The sequence below is a fragment of the Bradyrhizobium sp. SMVTL-02 genome (genome assembly GCF_051853005.1).
Taxonomy (GTDB): Bacteria; Pseudomonadota; Alphaproteobacteria; order Rhizobiales; family Xanthobacteraceae; genus Bradyrhizobium.
This window is the reverse complement of record NZ_CP182469.1, coordinates 3,310,477-3,334,143: the sequence shown is the minus strand read 5'-3', so window position 1 is coordinate 3,334,143 and position 23,667 is coordinate 3,310,477. Positions and strand designations below refer to the sequence as shown.

Sequence of the window (23,667 nt, the reverse complement as noted above, 5' to 3'; positions counted from 1 at the left end):
CGCCTTGATAGAAACGCCGAGCGCTCGTCGTAGCCGTTGTGATCGGTTGCCCTCATCGTGGACGGGCCGTTGTTCAGGTACAGCTCCTTGCGAAGCTGGCCGTCCGAGATGGAGGCGATCAAGCGCTCTTTCCGATAGCGCTGAGCGGGCATAAACCAATGATTGCGGGAAAACCTCTGCAGACGATCCGCGCCGCTTCTTCGGGTGCTTTGGCAGCTCCAGCTTAGGCTGGGCACACCTGCCCGTTTGTGGCAGATTCACGGCTTAGGAAAGCACCTCCTCACCCGGCATAGGGTCACTTGGAGGCTTCCGGTTGAACCCATCGTTTTCGGTTCGACGCGCATGGACAACAGGTTCCAAGTGCTATGGGAGGACGATGCCCGCATCTTTTGCCGGGCTTTATGTCATTCCGACACCAGCAGAGCTGTATTGGCGGTGCTTCCCAGGGCCAAGCACGCTTCGTCCGGCATCCTCGATCGGCTCGCTCGCGAGTTCGAACTCAAGGACCAGCTGGATGGCGCGTGGGCAATGCGGCCGCTCGGGCTGGAGTACGACGGCAGTCACCCTGTTTTGCTGCTCGAGTATCCTGGCGGCCGGCCACTCGAGCAGTTGCTTGGTGCGCCCATGGACATCGGGCGTTTTTTGGGACTGGCGATCGATATCGCGAGCGCCTTGAACAAGGTGCACCAACGGGGCCTCGTTCACAAGGACGTGAAACCGGCGCATATACTGGTAAACTGCGACGACGAACGGATCCGGTTCACCGGCTTCGGTATCGCTTCGCGCTTGGTCCGGGAGCGACGCACGCCCGGGCCGCCCGAGTTCATCGTGGGCACGCTCCCTTACATGGCGCCCGAACAGACCGGGTGGATGAATCGCTCGATCGATTTCCGTAGCGACCTCTACTCGCTTGGTGTGACGCTCTACCAAATGCTGACCGGCTCGTTGCCGTTCACCGCGGCACATTCGATGGAGTGGGTACATTGCCACATCGCCCGAAAGCCCGTACCGCCCAGCGAGCGCCTGAGCACTGTACCGACGGCAATCTCGGCCGTAGTGCTCAAGCTGCTCGCCAAGTCCGCAGAGGAACGTTATCAGAGCGCGCCGGGCCTTGAGCACGATCTACGCCGCTGCCTGCATGAATGGGAAACCGGACGTGGGATCGAAGACTTTGCCCTCGGGCAATATGACACGCCCGACCGACTGCTGATCCCCGAAAAGCTCTATGGAAGAGACCGCGAGATTGAACTCCTGCTGGGCGCGTTCGATCGGATGCTCAAGGGCGGCGTGCCGGAATTGGTGCTGGTTTCCGGCTATTCCGGTGTGGGCAAGTCCTCAGTGGTCAATGAGCTCCATCACCGGCTTGTTCCGTCGCGCGGGCTGTTCGCATCGGGCAAGTTCGATCAGTACAAACGCGATATTCCGTATTCGATGCTGGTCGAGGCATTTCGCAGCCTCGTGAGGTCTCTTCTAAGCAAGAATGACGTCGAACTCGCGAACTGGCGCCAAGCCTTTCAAAATGCGCTGGGCGCAAACGGCCAACTCGTTGCCAACCTGATTCCTGAATTGCGGCTGATCATTGGAGAGCAGCCTCCCGTTCCTGATCTCCCGCCACCGCAGGCACAGAACCGCTTCCATCAGGTACTGCGGCGCTTCATAGGGGTATTCGCACGTTCCGAGCATCCGTTGGTGCTTTTCCTCGACGATCTTCAATGGGTCGACGCCGCCACGTTGGATCTGATTGAGGATCTGTTGACCCGGACCGATCTGCACTACCTGATGCTGATCGGGTCCTTTCGGGACAACGAGGTCACCGCCGCCCATCCGTTACGGCATCGGCTTGAAGCCGTAGAGAACGCTGGCGCAAACCTGCAACAGATCATCCTTGCGCCGCTTGCCGGCGAACACATTTCGCGCCTGATCTCTGATGCTCTAGGCTGCGATTTGCTGCATGCGGCGCCGCTCGCGCATTTGATCCACGATAAAACGGCCGGCAATCCATTCTTCGTGAATCAGTTCCTCCACCTACTCGCCGCAGAAGGGCTCGTCCGCTTTGATCACGACGCAAGGTGCTGGTGCTGGGACCTGGATCGCATTCACGCCAAGGGGCACACCGACAACGTCGTGGATTTGATGATCGTAAAACTCGCCCAGCTACCGGCTGACACACAGAACACGATGCGGGAGTTGGCCTGTCTCGGAAATTTCGCCGAAACCAGGACACTCTCGGTCGTCCTCGGGCTCTCCGAGCAGCAGGTTCATGCGGCGCTCTGGGAGGCGGTCCGCCAGGAATTGATCGAGCAGCAGGCCGACGGCTACAGGTTTGTCCACGACCGCGTACAAGAAGCCTGCTATTCGCTAATCCCGGAGCATCAACGCGCGGCGCTTCATCTGCGAATCGGGCGCCAATTGCTGGCGCAGACATCCGGGGAGAAGCGCGAGAAGGCGATCTTCGCAATCGTCAATCAGCTCAACCGCGGCGCGGCCTTGATCACCTCCCGAGATGAACGCGTGCAGCTTGCGGAGCTCAATCTGGCAGCCAGCCTGCGCGCGCGGGCGTCGGCGGCCTACGCGGCGTCGCTCAACTACGCCGCAACTGGTGCGGCATTGTTGCCGCACGACCGTTGGGAGCGCTTCCAGCGGCTTGCTTTTTCGCTCGAGTTGCATCGCGCCGAATGCGAGTTCGTGACCGGCGCTGTCGTTGAGGCGGAACAGCGCTTACAGGAACTGACGAGGCGAATCTCGAATGCAACCGACCTTGCAGTCGTCGCGCGCCGACTGGTGGATTTGTATACGGCGCTCAGCAAGCCGGATCGCGCGGTCGGCGCCGGTCTCAGCTGTCTGGAGCAACTCGGGATTCGATGGCTGGCGCACCCCAGCGATGATCACGTCCGACGGGAATACGAGCGCGTCCGATCTCGCCTCGGAGACCGAGCCATCGAGGAGGTGCTGGATCTGCCGCTGATGACCGACGCGCTGGCACTGGCCCTGTTGGATCTTTTGACGGCCCTCATGCCGCCTGCATTCTTCACCGATACGAACCTTCGCTCGCTGGTGGTCATCAAAGCGGTGGATTTGAGCCTTGAGTGGGGGAACAACGATGCCTCCTGCGTTCCCTACGTCATGTTCGGCGCCATTGCCGGCGCCCGCTTCGACGACTATGAGGCGGGCCTCCGATTGAGCCGTATCGGCACTGAGCTGGTCGAGCGCCGCGGATTTTCGCTCGTTCAAGCGAGGACCTACCTGAACTATGGCAACCTCGTCCTTTCATGGACAAAGCCCCTCCAGCACGCGCGAGAGGCGTTTCGACGCGCATTTGACGCGGCGAGCAACAGTGGCGACATCACGTTCGCTGCCTTCAGCTGCTCCAGCCTGAATACGAATTTCCTCGCGGCGGGCGATCCGATTGCAGACGCACAACGCGAAGCCGAGCACGGATTGCGGTTGACCGAAGAGGCTAAATTTGGGCTGATCGGCGACATCATAAGGCCGCAACTTGGGCTGATCCGGATGCTGCGTGGCTTGACCCGGCGGTTCGGCGCTCTTCACGACAACCCGTCCGACGAGCTTCGGTTCGAGCGGCATTTGGCTGCTGATCCGGCGCTCGTATTGCCTGAGAGCTGGTACTGGATACGCAAGCTGCAAGCGTGCTTCTTTGCCGGCGACTATGTGTCGGCCGCGGCCGCCGCAGCGAGGGCTCCGAGCCTACCGTGGTCACCACCTCAGCTATTCGAAACGGCGGAATACGAGTTCTATGCGGCACTGTCCCACGCCGCATGCTGGGATTTGGCTCCCCCTGAAGAACAGCAAGGGCACTTTGACGCGCTGACGGTCCACCAACGGCAGCTCGAGTTGTGGGCGCAGAATTGCCCTGAGAGCTTCGCGAACCGCGCTCTACTCGCCGGCGCAGAAATCGCCCGCCTCGAAGGCAGAGAACTCGACGCGGAGCGTCTCTACGAACAAGCCATCCGGTCCGCCCGCGGCAACGGGTTCGTCCACCACGAGGGACTCGCTTACGAAATGGCCGCGCGCTTTTACGGCACGCGTGGCTTCGAAGAGTTTGCTCGCATCTATCTGCAAAAAGCGCGCGATTGCTATGTTCGGTGGGGGGCGGACGGCAAAGTGCGGCAACTTGAGGATATCCACCCGCATCTCAAGGAGGCGAGATCAGAGCCTGGCCCGATGAGCACCATCGGGGCGCCGGTCGAGCATCTCGACCTCACGACCGTGATCAAGGTGTCAGAGGCGGTATCCGGCGAGATGGACTTGGAAAAGCTCGTCGAGACCCTGATGCACACGGCCATCGAACAAGCCGGCGCTGAGCGGGGTCTGTTGATCCTGTCGCACGAGAGCAACGAGCCGCGCATCGAGGCGGAAGCCACCGTAACCGGCGACGGAGTGACCGTCGACCTATGCGATGCGGCGGTGACCGCGGCTCTGGTTCCGGAATCCGTTCTTTATTACGTAATGCGGACCAGAGAGTGCGCTGTTCTCGAAGATGCCGCCTGCCAACCTTCTTTTGCGACGGACCCCTACCTTGGTCAGCGCAAGCCTCGTTCCATTCTTTGCTTGCCTCTGATCCACCATGGGAAGCTTGTCGGGGTGCTCTACCTTGAGAATACACTGACGCCCCATGTTTTCGCACCTGCGAGAGTGGCCGTTCTAACACTGCTCGCCTCACAAGCGGCAATCGCGCTGGAAAATGCGGCTCTGTATCGCGATGTCAGAGAACGCGAAGCGAAGATCCGCCGCCTGGTCGACGCCAACATCATTGGAATCATCATCTGGGAGCTTGAAGGTCCCATTCTGGAGGCAAACGACGCGTTTTTGCGCATCGTGGGGTACGATCGTGAGGATCTCGCCTCTGGTCGCCTGCTCTGGACTGCGCTGACACCGCCGGAATGGCTCGATCGGCACGAACGATGGTGGATTCCGGAACTCAAGAAGATGGGAAGCGTACAGCCGTTCGAGAAAGAGTATTTCCGCAAGGACGGCAGCCGCGTGCCGGTCTTGATCGGAATGGCTGCGTTCGACGAGCAACGGGATCAAGGTGTCTCCTTTGTCGTCGACCTGACGGAGCGTAAACGGTCCGAGGAGGCTCTGCGGGAGAGCGAAGAGCGTTTTCGTACTCTCGTACAGTTCTCTTTCGACGTGTACTGGGAATCAGATGCGGACCATCGCTTCATCCGCCAGGAGTTCGCCGAAACCGTTACAGACGCTCCCGCGTCGGGCTCTGAACTTGGTAAAACGCGTTGGGAAGTGCCCTACTTGGAACCCGGCGAGGAAGCCTGGCGCATGCATCGGCAGACGCTCGATGCCCACCTGCCGTTCCGTGACTTCGAGCTCGCGCGCCCGACGCCGGACGGCCGCAAGCGCTACGTCTCCGTCTCCGGGATTCCGGTTTTCGACAAGTCCGGTCAGTTCATCGGCTATCGCGGCGTGGGACGCCACATCACCGAACAAAAGCGCGCCACCGAGGCCCTGCGCGAGATGCAAAGGGAGTTGGCGCATGCCAACCGTCTCGCCACCATGGGCGAACTCACGGCCTCGATCGCCCACGAAGTAAGCCAGCCGGTCGCCGCGGCATCCATGAATGCTGGTGCGGCCGCGCGTTTCCTTGAGAGGGACCCACCCGATCTCGAGAGGGTCAGGCAATCACTGGACTGGGTCATTAACGATACGGCGCTCGCCAGCGACATCATCCAGCGAATTCGCGATCTCATCAAGAAAGCGCCGCCCCGGAAGGATAAATTGGATATCAACGAAGCGATCCGGGACGTGGTTGAGCTTACCCGCGGCGAAGCGATGAAGAACGGCGTCTCGGTACAAGCGGAACTTGCGGACAGCTTACCGCCTGTGGAGGGCGATCGTGTCCAATTGCAGCAAGTGGTGCTTAATTTGATCGTCAATGCAGTCCAGGCCATGGGCACCGTCGCGGACGACGCCAGAAGGGTGATTATCACCACGGGTGAGGTCGGTCCGGACCGTGTTCTTGTCGAGGTTCAGGACTCGGGACCGGGATTGACATTGGAAGATCTCGATCGCGTCTTCACTCCCTTCTACACGACGAAGCCGGGCGGGCTCGGGGTCGGACTGTCCATCTGCCGTTCGATTATCGAAGCTCATGCCGGACGTTTGTGGGTGACACCTAACCTGCCCCGCGGAGCGACTTTTCACTTCACCGTGCCGGTGCGTCCCGCAGACGCTTCCTGACCATCTTGCTCCTATCAGCAAGCTTACTGCCGCCGCCTCGAGCCCGCGCCAGCTCCGGCGCAGCAGCTACATAGGAACAACGCCAATACGTGTCGGTTCGAGAACGGATGTTCCTCGTAACCTAAGGGCAATCCATGTACCACCACGTCAAGAAACTGATGTTCACCGTCCGTGTCGACGAACCGGATCCCCGTTTCGGCAATATGCTGCTCGAACAGTTCGGCGGCGCCAACGGCGAGCTCGCCGCCGCCATGCAGTACTCCATACAGGGTATCAATTGCGAGGATCCGGATCGCAAGGATCTCCTGATGGACATCGGCACGGAGGAATTGAGCCATCTCGAAGTCGTCGGTACGCTAGCCCGCATGCATCTGAAGCCCGCGAAGTTCGATCGCGAGGCTGCCGAAGCCGATCCGCTCATCGCAATCGCGGGAGGCGGTGGCGTGAACCTGTTCAACTCGCAGGGCAACGCCTGGACTGCCGATTACCTCAAGATCACCGGCGAGCTGGATGTCGACCTTCGGAGCAACATTGCCGCGGAGGCGAGGGCCAAGATCGTCTACGAACGGCTGATCAATTTCACCGATGACGCCGGCACCAAGGATGCGCTTCAGTTCCTGATGACCCGCGAGATCACGCACATGAAGGCGTTCTCGCTGGCTCTGGAAAGCATGGCAAAGCCGGCATTCAGCATCGGCCGGATCGCGCCGACACCCGGCCTCGTCGATCAGTTCTTCAACGATTCGACGGGAACCGGCGATCATGGCGAGATCGACACGCGCGGGCCGTGGAATGAAGGAGGCGAATGGGTCTTCACCGACTCGCCCGCCATCCAGGCCGGTGAGCCCGGCCCGGCAAATGGCATCCTCACCGAGAGCTCTCCGCCGGTCGACGAAGCCGGTCTCGGCGAACTCCTGATCGACGAGCTTCGCGACATCCTTCACGCAGAGAAGCAACTGACAAAAACGCTGCCCAAGATGGCGGAGGCCGCGCGCTTCGATCAGTTGCGAGAGCTGTTCGAGCAGCATCTCGCCGAGACCGAGGCACAGATCGAGCGGATCAACGAGTGTTTCGAGATGCTCGGAAAGTCCCCACGCGCCAAGCCTTGCAAGGGCATGATGGGCCTGGTCGAGGAAGGTCAGGAAATCATGGACGAAGGCGAAGAGAAGGAAGATGCTGCTGCCGACCTCGCATTGATCGGAGCGGCGCAGCGGGTCGAGCACTACGAGATCGCCGGTTACACCACCGCGCGCAATCTCGCTCAGCAATTGCGCCATAGCGCGATCGTCAGTCTGCTGTCGAAGTCCCTCGCCGAGGAAGAGAACGCCGATCAGCTCTTGAACCAGATCGCTCGTTCGCTGATGTCTGTTGCGAAAATGCCCGCGGCCGTCGAGCAGACGGAATAAACGCTAGGCCTGCTTCTGGCTGGCGGGATCTGCCTTCAAGGAAGGTCCCGTCAGCAGCCATTCCTGTCGAGATGCTGTTGGCGGGTCAGGCGGCCCTCCGGAGCTTCACCCTACCCCAGCGCATCGCACGAGCTCGTCGCTTTGCTCCGTATAATGCTGATATTCGGCGATCGCCACACCCGAGCGGAGACGGCGGCTCGGGCGGTACCGGGGGCGGGCGGCGGCGGCATCTCTCATGTGGAGCGCGGCGGACAAGGTGCATCAAGCCCGCGCGGCATGCGCAACGAGATCACCCCGCCGTCGAACGGCAACGTCCCGCGACATTAGACAACCGCGCGCCTCGGTCCGTTTCCTTCCAGACGTGCGCGCGAGCGCGGCCCCGGCGGCACCCTCCCTTACGCCGGGGCCGCATCCTTTTTTGCACGATGATGTGCCGGAATTGCGAGGCGCTGAGCCGAGGCCATAGAAAGGGCCGCCTATCCCGACGGCCTGCCTTGTGGGGTCTGCGCTCACTTGCTGGACGTGGTCGATCCGTTGGAGCCCGTCGTGACGCTCGGCGCGTTGGTCGCGTCGTGGTGGTGGCTTGATGACCGACGTCCCGCCCATTGTAGAAGAAGACGGCGGCGACGACGGCTATGACGAAGATTGCTCCAATCATCCAACCGACCGGGCTCTTCTGCCGTGACCGGACTGTGTTGTGACCGTCTTGATCCATGCTGATCTCTCCGTGACTGCTTAAAACATGTCGGCGGAAGAGACGTTCCTGTCTTCCCTATCTTCGCCTAGCGTCGCCGCACGACCAGGACGCCGATTACGAATGCCGCGGCCAGCGACCGGAGCGGTGCGGCCCTGGCGATCTCCCGCAGTTGCCCGGCGAGGCGCGCTGCGGCCGCAGGCGGCTCAGACTGCGGAGCCTGCACTCTCGGGGCGCCGGATGCGGCCGAGCCGTTCTCAATCCCGGGATCGTCAGGAAGGCCGGATGCTTCGGTCATTGCGGAGGCGTCTCTCAGGTCCATCAGAATACCCTCGCTTGGCTGGTTCGAAGCAACCGCGCGCTGCCCGCGCGGTTCCTATCGGGCGGCTTGCAACAAAAACGCGAAAACAACCCCATGCACCGTAGCGGGCGATAACGGAATCAATGGCCTCGCAGCCTATTTCTGTTTTTGCGAAGTCGGCTTGACCCGTCGGGCAAAACACCTGTAGACAGGCATCTTGCGGGATCAGATGAACGGCTTCCCACCCGTGACCGCCAGGGTCGCTCCGGACGTATAGCTCGAGAGCGGGTCGGCCAACATCACATAGGCCGTCGCGAGCTCGGCGGGCTGCCCGGCGCGCTGCATGGGCACCTGCTTGCCGAAATTCTTGACGGACTCCTCGGGCATGGTCGACGGTATGAGGGGCGTCCAGATCGGTCCCGGAGCGACCGCGTTGACCCGGATGCCCTTGCTTGCCAGCATCTGAGCGAGGCCGCCGGTAAAATTCTGAATGGCCCCTTTGGTGGTGGCATAGGCAAGCAGGGTCGGGTTAGGCATGTCCGAGTTCACGGACGCCGTATTCACGATCGCGCCGCCCGGCCGCATGTGCGGGACGGCGGCCTTGGCCAAATAGAACATCGCATGGATGTTCACTTCGAACGTTCGTTGCCATTCCTTGTCGCTGATGTCCTGGATGTCCTCGAACGTCGCCTGATGGGCCGCGTTGTTGACGAGGATGTCGATTCCCCCGAGTTCCTCGACCGCGCGACGGACGATGGACCGGCAATGGTCGGGATCGGCGATGTCGCCGGAAATCAGGACGGCCTTGCGCCCTTCCCGCTCCACCAACGTCTTGACCTCAGCCGCGTCGTCATCCTCGTTCAGATACGCGATGACGATGTCTGCGCCCTCACGGGCATAGGCAATTGCGACGGCGCGGCCGATGCCGCTGTCGCCGCCGGTGATGATGGCCTTCTTGCCGGCAAGGCGCCCTGCCCCCTTGTAACTCTCCTCGCCATGATCCGGCCGCGGGTTCATCGCGCGGGTCGAACCGGGCATCGGTTGTTGCTGGGCAGGGAATGGGGGCTTGGGATATTCGGTCATGGAGCTGCTCCGGAATTTCCTCCGGTAACCTAAGGCGACCGCAAGCGTTCCAAGCCGCCAATCGTATCCGTTGCTTCAATCGCGTCGCTCGGCTGCGGATCTACGCCGACGGTTAGGAACGCCAGCCATGTTCCCGCCGTTCACCCGGATGGTTCGTTATTCCTTCAAGATCTCGGATGGTGGCGATTTCTCTGATAGTGAAGACCTGCCAGACGATGAAGCTGCATGGCACCAGGCCGTCCGCACCGTGCGGGACATTAAATCGACACTCACTTCCAACGGCGGCGATTGGTCACTGGTCGTTTACCGGGAGGGTGATCCGCTCTACCGCATCGATGTGCGCGCCCAAAAGCTCAATTAAGTGCTCGGACTGAGACGCAGATGGGTCGGGTCGAAGCCTGCCAGCCCTTCCATCTCCTTTGGCTTGAGGATGTGAAACTCTGATCTGCTCACCGACACCAATCCTTCCTTCCGGAGATTTTGAAGGACTCGCAAATTTGTAACCTGGCTCAGTTTGCGTAAGGAACCACCGCAGCAGGCTCGCATTGCCCGAAACCGGACCGAACCAATGGGGAAAGCGGCGTCGACAGCTTTTGGGAGGCGTCGGTGCGCCCCGACGATCCGCAAAAGCCCGTGGCAAGGCGATAGGGCGGACGAGGACGACAGATGCTTGAAGACCTTCGCGCCATCATCCAGCCCGGAGCGCTGATAGCCTATTGATCATCCTGTTGCTGATGGCCGCTGCTGATGCCGCAATCTTCATCGCGACCAGAGGATGGCCGTTCTGATGCGGCAGTGAATCAACCAGATCGTTGCAATAGGAACCTTCATAGGATTGACCGGTTCGCCCTGCCTACAGGGGAGCACGGCGAACATCGATGCTTTTCCGGATACGAACGGCTCTGCCATTTGCGACGTTGCCGCTGGCCGCTTGCGCCGGCCGGCAGTCCGTGCTCGATCCGCAGGGGCTTCAGTCCGACCAGATCCTCCGGACTTTCCTCATCTTCCTGATCATCGCGGCGGTGGTCTGGATCGCCGTCCTGATCGTGCTTTGTGTGGGCATGCTCCGCCGAAAGCGTCCGGCCTACCAGCCGCTCGCGCTGCAGCAGCCGTTTGAAGAGACGACCGGTCGCGTCGTCCTTGCCTTGGGAGTCGCCACCCTTGTCGTCGTGCTTGGACTCTCAATCGTCAGTTATGCCGGTCAGCGCACCGTCTTCGCCAAGGACGAGCACGCCCTCACGCTCAAGATCATCGGCCATCAATGGTGGTGGGAAGTCCGCTACGAGGACGACAATCCCGACAAGAGCTTCGTGACCGCAAACGAGATCCGCATTCCGACCGGCCAGCCCGTAAAGGTCGAGCTGGAGTCTGCCGATGTGATCCACAGCTTCTGGGTGCCGAGCCTGACCGGGAAGATGGACCTCATCACCGGGCAGAAGAACGAGCTGCAATTCACGGCGAAGAATGCCGGCGTCTATCGCGGACAGTGCGCCGAATTCTGCGGCCTTCAGCATGCCCATATGGCGTTCGCCGTGCTGGCGCTGTCGGCGGACGAATTCGGCCGCTGGCGCGACCACGAGAACCAGAGTGCGACCAGCCCGACCGACCCGCTCGGCAAGCAGGGCGAGCAGCTGTTCCGCGCAAGAGGCTGTGCGCTCTGCCACACCGTCCGCGGCACGCTCGCGGGCGGGCAGCTCGGCCCTGATCTGACCCACGTCGGCAGCCGGACGACAGTCGCAGCCGGAACGCTGCCGATGACCCCGGCCGCGCTCGGCGGCTGGATCGCCGACCCCCAGCACGTCAAGCCCGGCAGCAACATGCCGAAGATGCCGCTGCAATCGGATGAGCTCATCGCGATCCTCCACTATCTGGAGCAACTCAAGTGACCGTGGTAGCTGAAGAACGCGCGTTGCGGGATGACGGGTTGAGCGGCCTGGAGCTGTCCGCGCGCCTTGAAAGCATCTGGCGCACGCCGTCCGGCCTGCTCGGCGCGCTGATGTCGGTCGACCACAAGGTCGTCGGCCGACGCTACATCGTCACGGCATTCGCGTTCCTGCTTCTCGGCGGCATCCTTGCGATCCTGATGCGCATCCAGCTCGCCGGGCCCGAGAAGACGTTCCTGTCGGCCGACAAATACAACCAGATCTTCACGATGCACGGCTCGACGATGATGTTCCTGTTCGCCGTCCCCGTGATGGAGGCTTTCGCCGTCTACCTCGTACCGCTGATGGTCGGAACGCGGAATATCGCCTTCCCGCGCCTCAATGCGTTCAGCTACTGGATGTTTCTGTTCGGAGGCTGCTTCCTCTGGATCTCCTTCGCGCTCAACGTCGGTCCGGATGTCGGCTGGTTCGCCTACGTTCCCCTGTCCTCGTTGCAGTACACGCCCACGAAACGGCCCGACGTCTGGGCGCAGATGATCACCTTCACCGAGGTCGCGGCGCTCGCGGTCTCCGTGGAGATCGTCGTCACCGTGTTCAAGCAGCGCGCGCCCGGCATGACGCTCGACCGAATCCCCCTCTTCGTGTGGGCGATGCTGGTCACGGCCTTCCTGGTGATGTTCGCGATGCCTTCGATCATGGTCGCATCGACCTCGCTGATCCTGGACCGTCTCGTCAACACGCGCTTCTACGATTCCTCGTCGGGCGGACATCCCCTGCTCTGGCAGCACCTGTTCTGGTTCTTCGGTCATCCCGAGGTCTACATCATCTTCATCCCGGGGACCGGCATGGTCTCGGCCATCCTCGCAACATTCGCGCGCCGGCCGGTGATCGGCTATCCGGTCGTCATCCTCTCGCTGATCGCCACCGGCTTCCTGTCGTTCGGCCTGTGGGTCCACCACATGTTCGTGACGGGCCTGCCCCAGCTCGGCGCCGGCCTGTTCACGGCGTCCAGCATGCTGATCGCCGTGCCGAGCGGGCTGCAGATCTTCTGCTGGCTGGCGACCCTGTGGGACGGCCGTCCGGTCTACCGCACCCCGCTCCTGTTCGTGATCGGCTTCATCGTGATCTTCGTGCTCGGCGGCCTCTCCGGCGTGATGGTCGCCTCGGTGCCGATCGACACACAGGTGCACGATACCTATTTCGTCGTCGCCCACTTCCACTACGTTCTGATCGGTGGCGCGGTCTTCCCGCTCATCGGCGCCGTCTATTACTGGTTTCCCAAGATCACCGGCCGGATGCTGAGCGAGCGGCTCGGACGCTGGAACTTCTGGCTGGCCTTTGTCGGCTTCAACGTCGCGTTCTTCCCGATGCACATCCTCGGGCTGATCGGGATGCCGCGGCGCGTCTACACCTACACCCCAGACATGGACTGGGCGCACCTCAACCTGCTCTCCAGCGGCGGCGCTGCGATTTTCGCGCTCAGCTTCGCGCTGCTGCTCGTCAACGTGATCATCAGTCTTCGCGGCGGCGCGCTCGCAGGCGACAATCCCTGGGATGCTTCGACGCTGGAATGGGCGACGTCCTCACCGCCGCCACCGCAGAATTTCGACCGCATTCCCGTGCTCAAGCACCGTGATCCGCTCTGGCTCGACAATCGAAGCCTGCCTGTCGTTGCGGGCTTGAGCGTGGAGCGCCGCGAAGTGCTTCTGACTTCGCTGGCCGAAGCAGAGCCGCAGGTCCGCGAGGCGTCGCCCGAGCCGAGCATCTGGCCGCTGCTGACGGCGATTACGACGACGGTGTTCTTCATCGGCTCGATCTTCACGCCCTGGGCGGTGCTGTGGGGCACGCCGCCCATGGCGATTACCTTGATCGGCTGGTTCTGGCCGGCCGGCAGCAAGGAGGACGAGGAGTGAGGCAAACCATCGTCCGCAACGTCGCCGAACTGCCAACCTATGGCTATGGCCCCCGCAGCGGCCCCTGGTGGGGTGCCATCGGGTTCATGGCGCTCGAGGGTATGGGATTCGCCATCGCAATCGGGGCCTACCTCTATCTCTATGCCGTCAACCCGAACTGGCCGATTGGAGCGGCGCCCCCCGATCTCTGGCCTGGCACGGCCGAGACCATCATCTATCTCCTGAGCATCATTCCGAACGAGATGACCAATCGCGCCGCTCATCGACAGGACCTTGCGAAAGTACGCACAGGCCTCATCGTGATGGCGCTGATCGGTCTCGGATTATTGGTCCTGCGCGGCTTCGAGTTCGCTCATCTCAACACGCGCTGGGACAACTCGGCCTACGGATCCGTCGTCTGGTTGATCCTGGGACTGCATACGACCCATCTTGCCACCGATGTCGGCGACACGATCGTGCTGACGGTGCTGATGTTCACGCGCCACGCCAGGCCGCGCCGGTTCAGCGACGTCACCGACAACGTGTTCTACTGGAACTTTGTCGTGCTGGCCTGGCTGCCGCTCTACGTTCTGCTCGACTGGGTGCCGCGCCTATGACCGCTGCCGAACGACATCCGAAGTTGCTCTATTGGGCCGGCGTCGCGCTCGGACCGCTCGCATGGGGCATCAACCTGCAAGGGATCTATGCGCTCGCCCATTTCTCGTGCGAGACGACGAAGTTCACCGGCACGATCATGAGCGCCGTCCTCGCCATCGTCGCCCTCGCGGGCACGGCGATATCGGCCCTTGCGGTTCGGCGCGGCGCCGCCGCGGAATGGGCCGATGCGCAAGGCGGCGGTCCCCGCACGTTCATGGCCTGGCTCGGTGTCGGCTCCGGCGTGCTGTTCGCGCTAGTGATCGCGAACCAGCTCGCGGCATCATTGATGATCAGCCCATGCCTGCGCTGAGCCTGCTGGCTCTTCTGCTTGGCCTGGCCGCGGCGCCGGCAATGGCGCACGGCATCTCGGATGTCGATCAGGGCCGGCTCTGGAGCTTCGACCCCTGGCTTCTGGCACCCCTTTATATGGTTGGGATTGGCTTCTACGTCGGCACGCAGCGGCTCTGGCACCATGCCGGCGGCGGGCGCGGCGTCAGCTTCGGCCAGGTCGGCGCATTCTGGACGGGATGGCTGATCGTCGCGCTCGCCCTCACCTCGCCGCTGCACTGGCTTGGCGAGCGTCTGTTCACTGCGCACATGATCGAGCACGAGCTGCTCATGGTGGTCGGCGCGCCGCTGATGGCCTTCGCCCGGATCAACGGGGCGCTGATGTGGAGTCTGCCCGCTTCGCTACGTCCCGCTGCGGGCCGATGTCTCAATTGGCCGATCGTGGCGCGGCCGTGGGCAGTCATCAGCCATCCTGTCACCGCGACGGCCCTGCACGGCCTCGCCCTCTGGGCCTGGCATGCGCCGCCGCTCTATACATGGGCGCTGGAAAACACCGCCATCCATCGCCTCCAGCACATCAGCTTCTTTGCCACCGCCTTGTTGTTCTGGTGGGTGCTTCTCCACGGCCGCGGCGTCGGGCGCAGCGTGCGGCTTCGGGACGGCATCGCGATTGCCTGCCTGTTCCTCACTGTGCTTCATTCCGGCGTGCTCGGAGCGCTCCTGACGCTTTCGACGCGCCTGTGGATTCCAGGCCAGGGCGCCCTCGCGGGTGAATTCGGTCTGTCGCCGCTCGAGGATCAGCAGCTCGCGGGCATCCTGATGTGCGTGCCGATGGGCATGCTCTACACGGGTGCTGCCCTGTTCTTCGGTTATCGGTGGCTGACCACGATCGCTGCGGATGCCGGCGTGCCGACAGTTCGGCATGCCGGTTGAAGGAACATAGGAACCGCAGGTTTTATGCGACGTTCGCCTGCTGACTTTCGACAATCTCTTGGAGGCCAGATGGGCAAACCAACCGTCATGGCGGCTGTCATTCTCACGGTAGCCTTTGCGGCCCCGGAAGGCGCGATCGCGCAAGATCAACCACGCCCGGGAATGTCGTGCCCGGTCGACCATGATCAGCTCGCCGACATTCTCAAGAAGAGCGTCAAGCCCGGCGGCGGTCCGAGCAATGGCGGCCTCGACAACAACGAATGGGCCGCCGTCGTGAACCGGCAGGGTGTCGTCTGCGCGATCGCCTATAGCGGCAGCAAGGTCGACGACCAGTGGCTCGGCAGCCGCGCGATCGCCGCCGAGAAAGCGAACACCGCGAATGCGTTCAGCCTGAAGAGCAAGGCGATGGCCACCGCCAACCTTTACGCGGGCGCCCAGCCCGGCGGCTTCCTGTTCGGCGCGGCTCTCAGCAATCCGCCTTCGCCGGAGGTTCTCTACGCGGGTACGCCGGAGGAATTCGGAACCGCACGCGATCCGATGGTCGGCAAGCCCGTCGGCGGCGTCATCGTCTTCGGCGGCGGGCTGGCGTTGTATGACGGCAACGGCATCGCCGGCGCGCTCGGCGTCAGCGGCGACAGCTCCTGTGCGGATCACAATGTCGCCTGGCGCGTGCGGCACTTCCTCGGCCTCGATCACGTGCCGGCCGGCGTCAGCCCGAACATGAAGGACGCGATCATCTACGACATCGGGCCGGATGGCAAAAGCTCGTCGGGCTTTGGCCATCCCAAATGCGACGGCAAGGAAGATCAGATCGCCGTCGATCTCGGCGCCGGCGTCTCGGGAAGTGTCGTGAGGTAGTCGCGTCTCGCAGCGCTAGGAACCAAGCGCGCATGCAACGTTTGTACGTTCGCAAACCGGCCTGCAACGCGGCAGGGCCTCATCAATGCCGTGGAGATCTTCACCTATGTTAATGCCCTGCCTCAGGCGATTGCTGTGGGGAACGCTGAGTGCGCTGTGGGCGTGCTCCGCGTCGCTTTCGCCTGGTTTTGCCCAGTCCGATCTTGCCGGCCGCATGAAGGATCCCGGCCAATGGCCGATGGCGGCGCGCGACTACGCCAACACCCGCTATAGCGATCTCGATCAGATCAACGCTGGCAACGCATCGCGTCTGCAACTCGCCTGGACGTTCTCGGTTGGCGCCGATCGCGGCCAGGAGGCGGCGCCTCTCGTGGTCGACGGGACCATGTACGTGGTCGGCCCCTATGCCGGCCCTTACCCCAACCGCGTGTTCGCGCTCGACGCCACCACGGGCGAGTTGAAATGGTCGTATGCGCCGAAGCCGGAGCCTGCGGCGGCAGGCGTTGCCTGTTGCGACGTCGTCAATCGCGGGCTCGCTTTCGACAACGGCAAGGTGTTCCTCAACACGCTGGACAATCATTCCGTCGCCATCGATGCCAAGTCCGGCAAAGAGCTTTGGCACACCAAGCTCGGCGAGATCAACAAGGGCGAGACCATTACGATGGCGCCCGTCGTGGTGAAGGGCAAGGTCCTCATCGGCAACAGCGGCGGCGAGATGGGCGTGCGCGGCTGGGTCACTGCGCTCGACGAGAACACCGGCGCCATCGCCTGGCGCGCCTACGCCACCGGTCCCGACAAGGACGTCTTGATCGGCGACGATTTCAAGCCGTTCTACGACAACCTCAAGGGCAAGGATCTCGGCGTCAAGAGCTGGCCTGCCGACCGCTGGCAGGTCGGCGGTGGCACCATGTGGGGATGGATCTCCTACGATTCCGACCTCAACCTGATCTATTACGGCACCGCCAATCCCAGTCCATGGAATGCGAACCAGCGCAGCGGCGACAATCTCTGGAGTACGACCATCTTCGCGCGTGATCCGGACAACGGGCATGCGAAATGGGCCTATCAGATCAATCCGCATGACCTGTTCGACCATGACGAGATCAACGAGAACGTCTTGGTCGATCTCGAGCTGAACGGCCAGCCGCGCAAGGTGCTGATCCATCCCGGCCGCAACGGCTACATGTACGTGATGGACCGCGCCACCGGCGAAGTGATCTCGGCGGATGCATTTGAGTTCGTGAACGCCTATGAGGGCGTCGACCTCAAGACCGGCAAGATCATCCCCAACGAGGAGAAGACCCCGCTGGTCGGCAAGACGGTCGAGAACATCTGCCCGAGTGCGCCGGGCGCCAAGGATTGGCAGCCGTCCGCCTGGTCGCCGCGCACAAAGCTGCTCTATGTCCCGCATCAGCATCTCTGCATGGACTTCAAGGCGTCGCAGGTCGGCTACATCGCCGGCACGCCCTTTGTCGGTGCCGACGTCGACATGTATGCCGGTCCCGGAGGACATCGCGGCGAGTTCATGGCTTGGGATCCGGTCGCGCGCAAGAAGGTCTGGGAGATCCACGAGAAGCTGCCGGTCTGGAGCGGCGCTCTGGTGACGGCGGGCGATGTCGCGTTCTATGGAACGATGGACCGCATGTTCAAGGCGGTCGACGCAAAGACCGGAAACGTGCTCTGGCAGTTTCGCGCGGGCTCCGGGTTCATCGGCCAGCCGATCTCCTATCGCGGCTCGGACGGGCAGCAATACATCGCGATCCTCTCCGGCGTCGGCGGCTGGCCCGGCGTGGTGGCGAATGCGGAGGTCGACCAGCGGGTACGCAATAGCGCGCTCGGCTTCGCCGGTGCAATGCAGGATCTGCCGTTCTACACCGCCGGCGGCAGCGAGCTGCTGGTGTTCAAGCTCGGCGGCGCCAATGGTCAGGACAACAGCCATGCACCTCCGCGCTGATTGTGCCGCCCTTGCGCTTGGCGGCCTGATCGGGATCACATCGCCCGCAGCCGCCGCGCCGATTGGCGAGCTGCGCGTCTGTGCCGATCCCAACAATCTGCCGTTTTCCAACAGTGCGGAGGCCGGATTCGAAAACAGGCTCGCGTCGATGGTGGCGGATGCGCTCGGACGATCCCTGTCCCACACCTGGTGGGCGCAGCGTCGCGGCTTCATCCGCAACACCCTGAAGGCGGAAAAATGCGACGTCGTGATGGGCCTGCCGTCCGGCTACGACCTCGCCGAGACCACGAAGCCATATTATCGCTCGACCTATGTTTTCGTGAGCCGCCAGGACGCGCATCTCGATCTCTCCTCCCTGCTCGATCCGCGCCTGCATCGCCTGGCGATCGGCGTGCACCTCGTCGGCGACGACGGCAACAATCCGCCGCCGGCGCAGGCACTCGGCGAGCTCGGCATCGTCGACAATGTCCGCGGCTACTCGATCTACGGCGACTACCGCAAGGCCGATCCGCCGGCCCGCCTGATCGAGGCCGTCGAACACGGCGAGATCGATGTCGCCGCGGCCTGGGGACCGCTTGCCGGATACTTCGCCGGCCTCTCCGGGGTGCCGCTGACGGTCACGCCGATCCAGGATGGCGAACGCTTTGCGCCTCAGCAATTCCAGTTCGCGATTTCGATGGGCGTGCGCAAGGGGGATCACGCGTTACGGGATCAGCTCAACGTGTTCATCGACGAGCATCGATCCGAGATTGTTGCGCTGTTGCGGAGCTATGGCGTGCCTCTGATCGATGCGCCGGTGACGGCATCGGGAGGGCATGAATGATGTCTGCCATAGCGCTGCGCGCAAGTGCACTGTCGCTTCTCCTGCTGGCTGTGCCGGATGATGCGGTGCTTGCCCAGCAGACCCTGCCGCAATCGCAGGAGGCGCAGATGCCGACCCTGGCACCGCGGCCGAATTTCGGCGGCAGCGTCGGCAACGGCCGGCCGGGCGTGTTCATGCAGGTTCCCGTAACCACTCTCGTTCCAGGCGCACAGCCAGACCCGCCGCAGATCAAGAATCCGGTCCAGGGCGATCCGAATGCGGAGCAACGCGGGATGACCTATTTCGTCAACTTCAATTGCGTCGGCTGCCACGCGCCGAACGGCGGCGGCGGCATGGGGCCGGCGCTGAGCAACAATCTCTTCACCTATGGCGCGCAGCCCGAGAACATCTATCTGTCGATCTACCAGGGTCGCCCCAATGGCATGCCGGCCTGGGGCGGCGTGCTGCCCGACAGCGTGATCTGGGACCTCGTCACCTATATCGGCAAGATCAGCAACGAGCCGAGCCGGCAATGGGGCCGCACCTTCTCGGCAAATCCGCTGTCGCCTGAATTGGAGCAAGTCCCGAGCGAGCAGGTCTCGACCACCGATCCGTGGTCCGCCACCAAGTCCTTCAATTTCGGCCAAAAGCCCTGATCGGAAGGGAGCAGCCGATGATGCGTCCGACGACACGCTTGCTCATCGCTTCGCTGCTGGCCGTGACGGCTGCGGCTTGCGAGCCGGGCAAGGCTGCCGGTCCGGATAACTTCACGGGCGATGCGCGCCGTGGCACCGATCTCGTCAAGCAATACCAGTGCGGCAGCTGTCATGACATTCCCGGCATCGCCGGTGCCGACGGCAATGTCGGGCCGCCCCTGCACAGGATCGGCACGCGGACCTACATCGCCGGCTACATCCAGAACTCGCCGGACAACATGGCCGACTGGATCGAGGATCCGCAGCGGGCGTTGCCGGGCAACGCGATGCCGAAAATGGGGATTCCGCAGAAGGACGCGCGCGACATCGCGGCGTTTCTCTATACGCTGAAGTAGGTCATACGAACTCCATACATCTTGGTCGCGCTCGATATCGGCATCGTAGAACTGCGCTGGTCTTTCCAGAACGGGCACCATGATCTCTGGGACATGGACATGCCCTCGCAGCCGCGGCGGCCACGGGTCATTCGGAACCAAACTCGGCGATTACGTGCGGGCCTACGCGCTGCCGTGATATGCGTCGGCCCGGCTTGCCGGCGCCTTGCGACGCCTTGTCCTGATCTGCCGACGCGGACGAGCAATCGCGGAGGCCAGGAGAGCCACACCCGCAGCGAGCGCAAGAACCGCAAGCCCCTGGGTGATGACCCCGGCCGGTGGAAGCTGCTTCCGTGCCAGCCAGCCGCCATCAACCGAGCTTCCCTGCGGAGACGCTTCAATCATGGTTCCTTCGCTGATCGGTGCGCGCCGCGCGCGCGACAGCAGAAACCGGAATGCGCCTCCCAGCAGATCCTCGGTCAATTTCGGCGCAATGGCATAGGCCATCTGACCGGCGCGTGCGGGCCACCCGACGGCGACCTCGTCACGGGGCGTGCGGACCAGATCCAGGAACGCCTGAGCGACGTCCTCGGACTGGTAGAGCAGCGGGCCAGGGTCAAGCGTCTTGCCCGACATGTTGGCACCGTGGACGAAACCCGGCGTATCCACCATCGCCGGGAAGACGCCGCAGACGTGGATATTGGGATGTGCGCCAAGCTCCTGGCGCAGGCTCGCCGTGAACCCGCGCAGGCCGAACTTGCTTGCGGTATACGCGGCCGCAAACGGCGTCGGGGCCCAGCCGCCAAGCGAGATGTTATTGATCAGGATGCCCCGGTCCTGGCGCAAGAAGATCGGAAGCACCGCGAACGCGCCGTTCATGGCTCCGAGCAGATTGACCTCGACGGTCCGGCGATGCAGCGCGAGGTCGGCGTCCCGATAGGCCCCGAACACACCCGTGCCGGCATTGTTGATCCAAACGTCGATCCCGCCGAATGCATCTTCGGCCTGCCGGGCCAGTCGCTGCACCGCCTCGGCATCGGTGACATCGGTCGGAACCGCCAGGGCACGGCCCCCAAGCGCCTCGCACTCCGCCGCAAGGCGCGTCAGGATTTCCTCGCGCCGCGCCGCCAAAACCACGCTCGCACCTGCCCGCGCAAACGCCAGCGCGGCGGCGCGGCCTATTCCGCTGGAGGCCCCCGTCATGACGACGCGTGTGCCCGCCATCGGCCGCGGCGCAGCTCGCTCGGCACCCACAGGGAGCAGCCATCGCAGGGATTTCCGGAGCTGCTCGGTCGCTCCGGAGTCGAACCAGTCGCCATGCGCGAAAATGACCCGTTCGGGCTCGAGGCTCACCAGCCGCCCGGCTGCAGCCTGGACCGACCGGCCGCCGAGCCGCAACAGCAGACGCAGATAAACCGGCGCCTTGCCATCAGGCTTGGCGTTGCCAAGCAGGCCTACAGCGCCTGATTTGACGCGGGAAGATCATGGGAATCGAGGTTCTGCACGAGATCCGTCAGGATCAATGTGCGGCTCCGCCTGTCGAATATCTCCACTTCCGAGAACATCGGCGCGTTCACGGCGATGGTCTCGAGATCCGCGGACCATTCTTCCGGGGTGGTACCGCCAAGCTCCCGGTCAATGCGAAGGCCTGCCTCTCGTACCTGCTTCCTCGCCGAGAGGCCTCTTGCTGCGAAGGTCGTTGCCTGCGGCAATTGACTTTGCCATTCGGGTAGAAACATCCAGTGCGCAACATTCGGCGCCAGCAGGCATCTGATCGGACCAAGACGCTCGAGCTCTTCGCGCAGAGCGTGCGAGTATCGTACCGGCGAGTGCAGCACGAGGTCACCATTCGACAGCCGAATGACCGTCATGCGAACAGGCAGAACCAGACCGGCCACGCTGATCGGCGCGTCGTCCGCAATCCAGATGTCATCCGTCACCCTCGTGAGGGTGGCAGTCGATGGGGCAGCGCCAGATCTTTGCATGAGCATCTTCCGGTCCGGATCTCATCCAAGTCCGCGGACATGACGCTCGTTCCTCGTAACTACAGCGACCGAATGCTTGGCCTCGGTCGCCATCGACGAGCTTCCCGTCCACAGCGCTGCGCCAATCTTGGTGACGGCAACGAGGATGTTGCCGATCAACGCAGCATAAACAGCAATCTTTGTCGACGACCGGGCCTGCTCTCCCCCGCCTCTAATGGCCAGCCGCCGCTTGATGCGTGGCCTGCGGAGGCAGCTCGAATTTCGCAATCCGCTTGTCCAGCCGCCACAGCTCGATGCGATGAATCAGCACGAGCGCAGCCGCTTCGCGTCTGGCCTGCTCGTCGTCGTCACACACCAGGTTGATACAGCCGAAGACGCGACCATCGGGATCAATCTGGAATGCGCGGTAATGCTTGATGGCGGCATCGTCATCCTCCATGTCGTCGACAGCCGGGAGCGCTCAATGCGGCGCGCCCGCCCCCGGGCGGCCTCGGCAAATGGCGTCAAGCGTTGCTGTAGCGGTTGCGTCTGCTTCCTGCAGTTACGTCCAAGGGAAACGGCCCCGCCGGGAGGGTATGGCGCGGGGCCGATACGCGCCAGACCGGGCGGCCCAGCCGGCATTGTCCATAGTTCGCGCCGAACTCCGGTTCCGGCACTTCAAAATGTTAAGAAGACCAGATTTTATGGACTCGAGAACGCAGACCCGGCGCGGCGCTCAATCAGCTCACTTGGCTCCTCGCGACGGGGTTCGGCCCCGATCGGAGGAACATCGAAGGCGGATGGGCGTCGACCCGCATCCGACGATCCATCCTCACAATCCGCACGGATGTATCAAAGGTTAATGCCTCCCCTTTGCGACTTGACCCAAAGTGCACGCGGGTGACGTGCGATCGGACGAGCAATGCAGACTGGATTTACCTTCTCCAAGCTCGCCGATCATCTGGCGAGTCTTGGTGACGTAACTGTCGACGATCTTGATCTCCTGGCAGAGATGCCGAGCACGATCGCGCACTTCAGTTCGCATCAGGCTATCCTGCGCCACGGCGACGATAACCATCAATGCTGCCTTCTACTCCAGGGCTATCTGTCCTGGCAGGACCCCGAGGGAACGAACGGGCAGATCACGTCGATCTCGGTCCCCGGCGACATTCCCGACCTCCAGTCGCTGTACCGGCCCCGCATCGACGGCGACCTCATCGCTCTCGGCCCCGCTGTGGTCGCGCTGGTGCCGCATCGCTTCTTTCGCGAATTATCGGCGCGCTCGTCCGCGATGTCGCGTACCCTCCTGCTGATGCTGCTTGGCGACCACGCCATTCAGCGCAACTGGACGATAAACCTCGGCAGTCGGGACGCCCTGACGCGAGTGGCACACCTGCTCTGCGAGATCACGACGCGCCTGCAAAATGTAGGGCTCGCCAAGGATTTCAGACTGGCTTCGCCGTTCACCCAATCCGACCTCGCCGCGGCCTGCAGCATCTCCCCGGTCCATGCCAACCGCACCATCCAGGAGCTGCGCCGCTGCAACCTGCTGCAATGGCATGGCAAGACATTGACGATTTCCGACTGGCCGGGACTGGTCCGGCTGGCGGGCTTCGATCCCGCCTATCTCGGCATCCGGCCGCGCGACCAAGACGCGCGACCAATACAGTTGGGACCGGCCAAAGGCGCCGTTGCGCTGGCCTGATGAC

The 23,667-nt window shown here is 62.9% G+C and carries 18 protein-coding genes and 1 pseudogene; 15 read left to right on the top strand and 4 right to left on the bottom strand.

Going from position 1 to position 23,667, the window contains the following annotated elements; translation table 11 throughout:
- Positions 1-342: 342 nt before the first annotated feature.
- Positions 343-6,213 carry an AAA family ATPase gene (locus ACNJYB_RS15430; protein ID WP_439374723.1) on the top strand — a complete coding sequence of 1,957 codons (5,871 nt, stop codon included), beginning with the start codon at positions 343-345 and terminating at the stop codon, positions 6,211-6,213.
- Between the two features lie 134 nt (positions 6,214-6,347).
- On the top strand, positions 6,348-7,619 hold the full coding sequence (locus ACNJYB_RS15425) for a DUF892 family protein (RefSeq protein ID WP_439374722.1): 1,272 nt from the start codon (positions 6,348-6,350) through the stop codon (positions 7,617-7,619).
- Between the two features lie 1,220 nt (positions 7,620-8,839).
- Here ACNJYB_RS15425 and ACNJYB_RS15420 read toward each other — a convergent pair.
- A complete protein-coding gene (locus ACNJYB_RS15420) occupies positions 8,840-9,697 on the bottom strand; it encodes an SDR family oxidoreductase (RefSeq protein WP_439374721.1) in 858 nt (285 codons plus the stop codon).
- A 127-nt stretch (positions 9,698-9,824) separates the two neighbouring features.
- Between ACNJYB_RS15420 and ACNJYB_RS15415 the strand changes: the two genes are divergently transcribed.
- The 12 genes and pseudogenes from ACNJYB_RS15415 to ACNJYB_RS15360 all read left to right on the top strand — a co-directional run.
- Complete coding sequence (locus tag ACNJYB_RS15415) at positions 9,825-10,058, top strand: DUF6894 family protein (RefSeq protein ID WP_439374720.1); 234 nt, start codon at positions 9,825-9,827, stop codon at positions 10,056-10,058.
- Between the two features lie 517 nt (positions 10,059-10,575).
- On the top strand, positions 10,576-11,583 hold the full coding sequence (coxB, locus tag ACNJYB_RS15410; RefSeq protein ID WP_439374719.1) for a cytochrome c oxidase subunit II: 1,008 nt from the start codon (positions 10,576-10,578) through the stop codon (positions 11,581-11,583).
- The gene (gene ctaD, locus ACNJYB_RS15405; RefSeq protein WP_439374718.1) at positions 11,580-13,493 is read left to right on the top strand and encodes a cytochrome c oxidase subunit I; all 1,914 of its coding nucleotides are present in this window, start codon (positions 11,580-11,582) and stop codon (positions 13,491-13,493) included. The genes coxB and ctaD overlap by 4 nt, the downstream gene beginning before the upstream one ends.
- The gene (locus ACNJYB_RS15400; RefSeq protein WP_439374717.1) at positions 13,490-14,089 is read left to right on the top strand and encodes a cytochrome c oxidase subunit 3; all 600 of its coding nucleotides are present in this window, start codon (positions 13,490-13,492) and stop codon (positions 14,087-14,089) included. The genes ctaD and ACNJYB_RS15400 overlap by 4 nt, the downstream gene beginning before the upstream one ends.
- Entirely contained in the window at positions 14,086-14,439 is a 354-nt protein-coding gene (locus ACNJYB_RS15395; RefSeq protein ID WP_439374716.1) for a hypothetical protein, read from the top strand. Before ACNJYB_RS15400 ends, ACNJYB_RS15395 begins: the two co-directional genes overlap by 4 nt.
- On the top strand, positions 14,427-15,350 hold the full coding sequence (locus ACNJYB_RS15390) for a cytochrome c oxidase assembly protein (RefSeq protein ID WP_439374715.1): 924 nt from the start codon (positions 14,427-14,429) through the stop codon (positions 15,348-15,350). The genes ACNJYB_RS15395 and ACNJYB_RS15390 overlap by 13 nt, the downstream gene beginning before the upstream one ends.
- Positions 15,351-15,419: 69 nt before the next feature.
- On the top strand, positions 15,420-16,208 hold the full coding sequence (locus ACNJYB_RS15385) for a heme-binding protein (RefSeq protein WP_439374714.1): 789 nt from the start codon (positions 15,420-15,422) through the stop codon (positions 16,206-16,208).
- A 106-nt stretch (positions 16,209-16,314) separates the two neighbouring features.
- Positions 16,315-18,162, top strand: a complete 1,848-nt coding sequence (locus ACNJYB_RS15380; protein WP_439374713.1) for a methanol/ethanol family PQQ-dependent dehydrogenase — start codon at positions 16,315-16,317, stop codon at positions 18,160-18,162.
- On the top strand, positions 18,146-18,985 hold the full coding sequence (locus tag ACNJYB_RS15375; RefSeq protein ID WP_439374712.1) for a substrate-binding domain-containing protein: 840 nt from the start codon (positions 18,146-18,148) through the stop codon (positions 18,983-18,985). Before ACNJYB_RS15380 ends, ACNJYB_RS15375 begins: the two co-directional genes overlap by 17 nt.
- Positions 18,985-19,620, top strand: coding sequence for a c-type cytochrome (locus ACNJYB_RS15370; protein WP_439375564.1), 636 nt, complete (start codon positions 18,985-18,987; stop codon positions 19,618-19,620). The genes ACNJYB_RS15375 and ACNJYB_RS15370 overlap by 1 nt, the downstream gene beginning before the upstream one ends.
- A 17-nt stretch (positions 19,621-19,637) precedes the next feature.
- Positions 19,638-20,015: a c-type cytochrome gene (locus tag ACNJYB_RS15365; protein WP_439374711.1), complete on the top strand. Its 378-nt coding sequence runs from the start codon at positions 19,638-19,640 to the stop codon at positions 20,013-20,015.
- A 21-nt stretch (positions 20,016-20,036) separates the two neighbouring features.
- Positions 20,037-20,129, top strand: a pseudogene (locus ACNJYB_RS15360) (hypothetical protein); the annotation flags it as partial.
- A gap of 48 nt (positions 20,130-20,177) precedes the next feature.
- Here ACNJYB_RS15360 and ACNJYB_RS15355 read toward each other — a convergent pair.
- The 3 genes from ACNJYB_RS15355 to ACNJYB_RS15345 all read right to left on the bottom strand — a co-directional run bounded on the left by ACNJYB_RS15355 (position 20,178) and on the right by ACNJYB_RS15345 (position 22,418).
- Entirely contained in the window at positions 20,178-21,392 is a 1,215-nt protein-coding gene (locus ACNJYB_RS15355; RefSeq protein WP_439374710.1) for an SDR family oxidoreductase, read from the bottom strand.
- Positions 21,393-21,448: 56 nt separating this feature from the next.
- Positions 21,449-21,934 (bottom strand): DUF4336 domain-containing protein, encoded by a 486-nt coding sequence (locus ACNJYB_RS15350; RefSeq protein ID WP_439374709.1) that lies wholly within the window; start codon positions 21,932-21,934, stop codon positions 21,449-21,451.
- Positions 21,935-22,190: 256 nt separating this feature from the next.
- Entirely contained in the window at positions 22,191-22,418 is a 228-nt protein-coding gene (locus ACNJYB_RS15345; protein WP_439374708.1) for a hypothetical protein, read from the bottom strand.
- A 462-nt stretch (positions 22,419-22,880) separates the two neighbouring features.
- Between ACNJYB_RS15345 and ACNJYB_RS15340 the strand changes: the two genes are divergently transcribed.
- Complete coding sequence (locus ACNJYB_RS15340; protein ID WP_439374707.1) at positions 22,881-23,663, top strand: Crp/Fnr family transcriptional regulator; 783 nt, start codon at positions 22,881-22,883, stop codon at positions 23,661-23,663.
- Positions 23,664-23,667 lie beyond the last annotated feature (4 nt).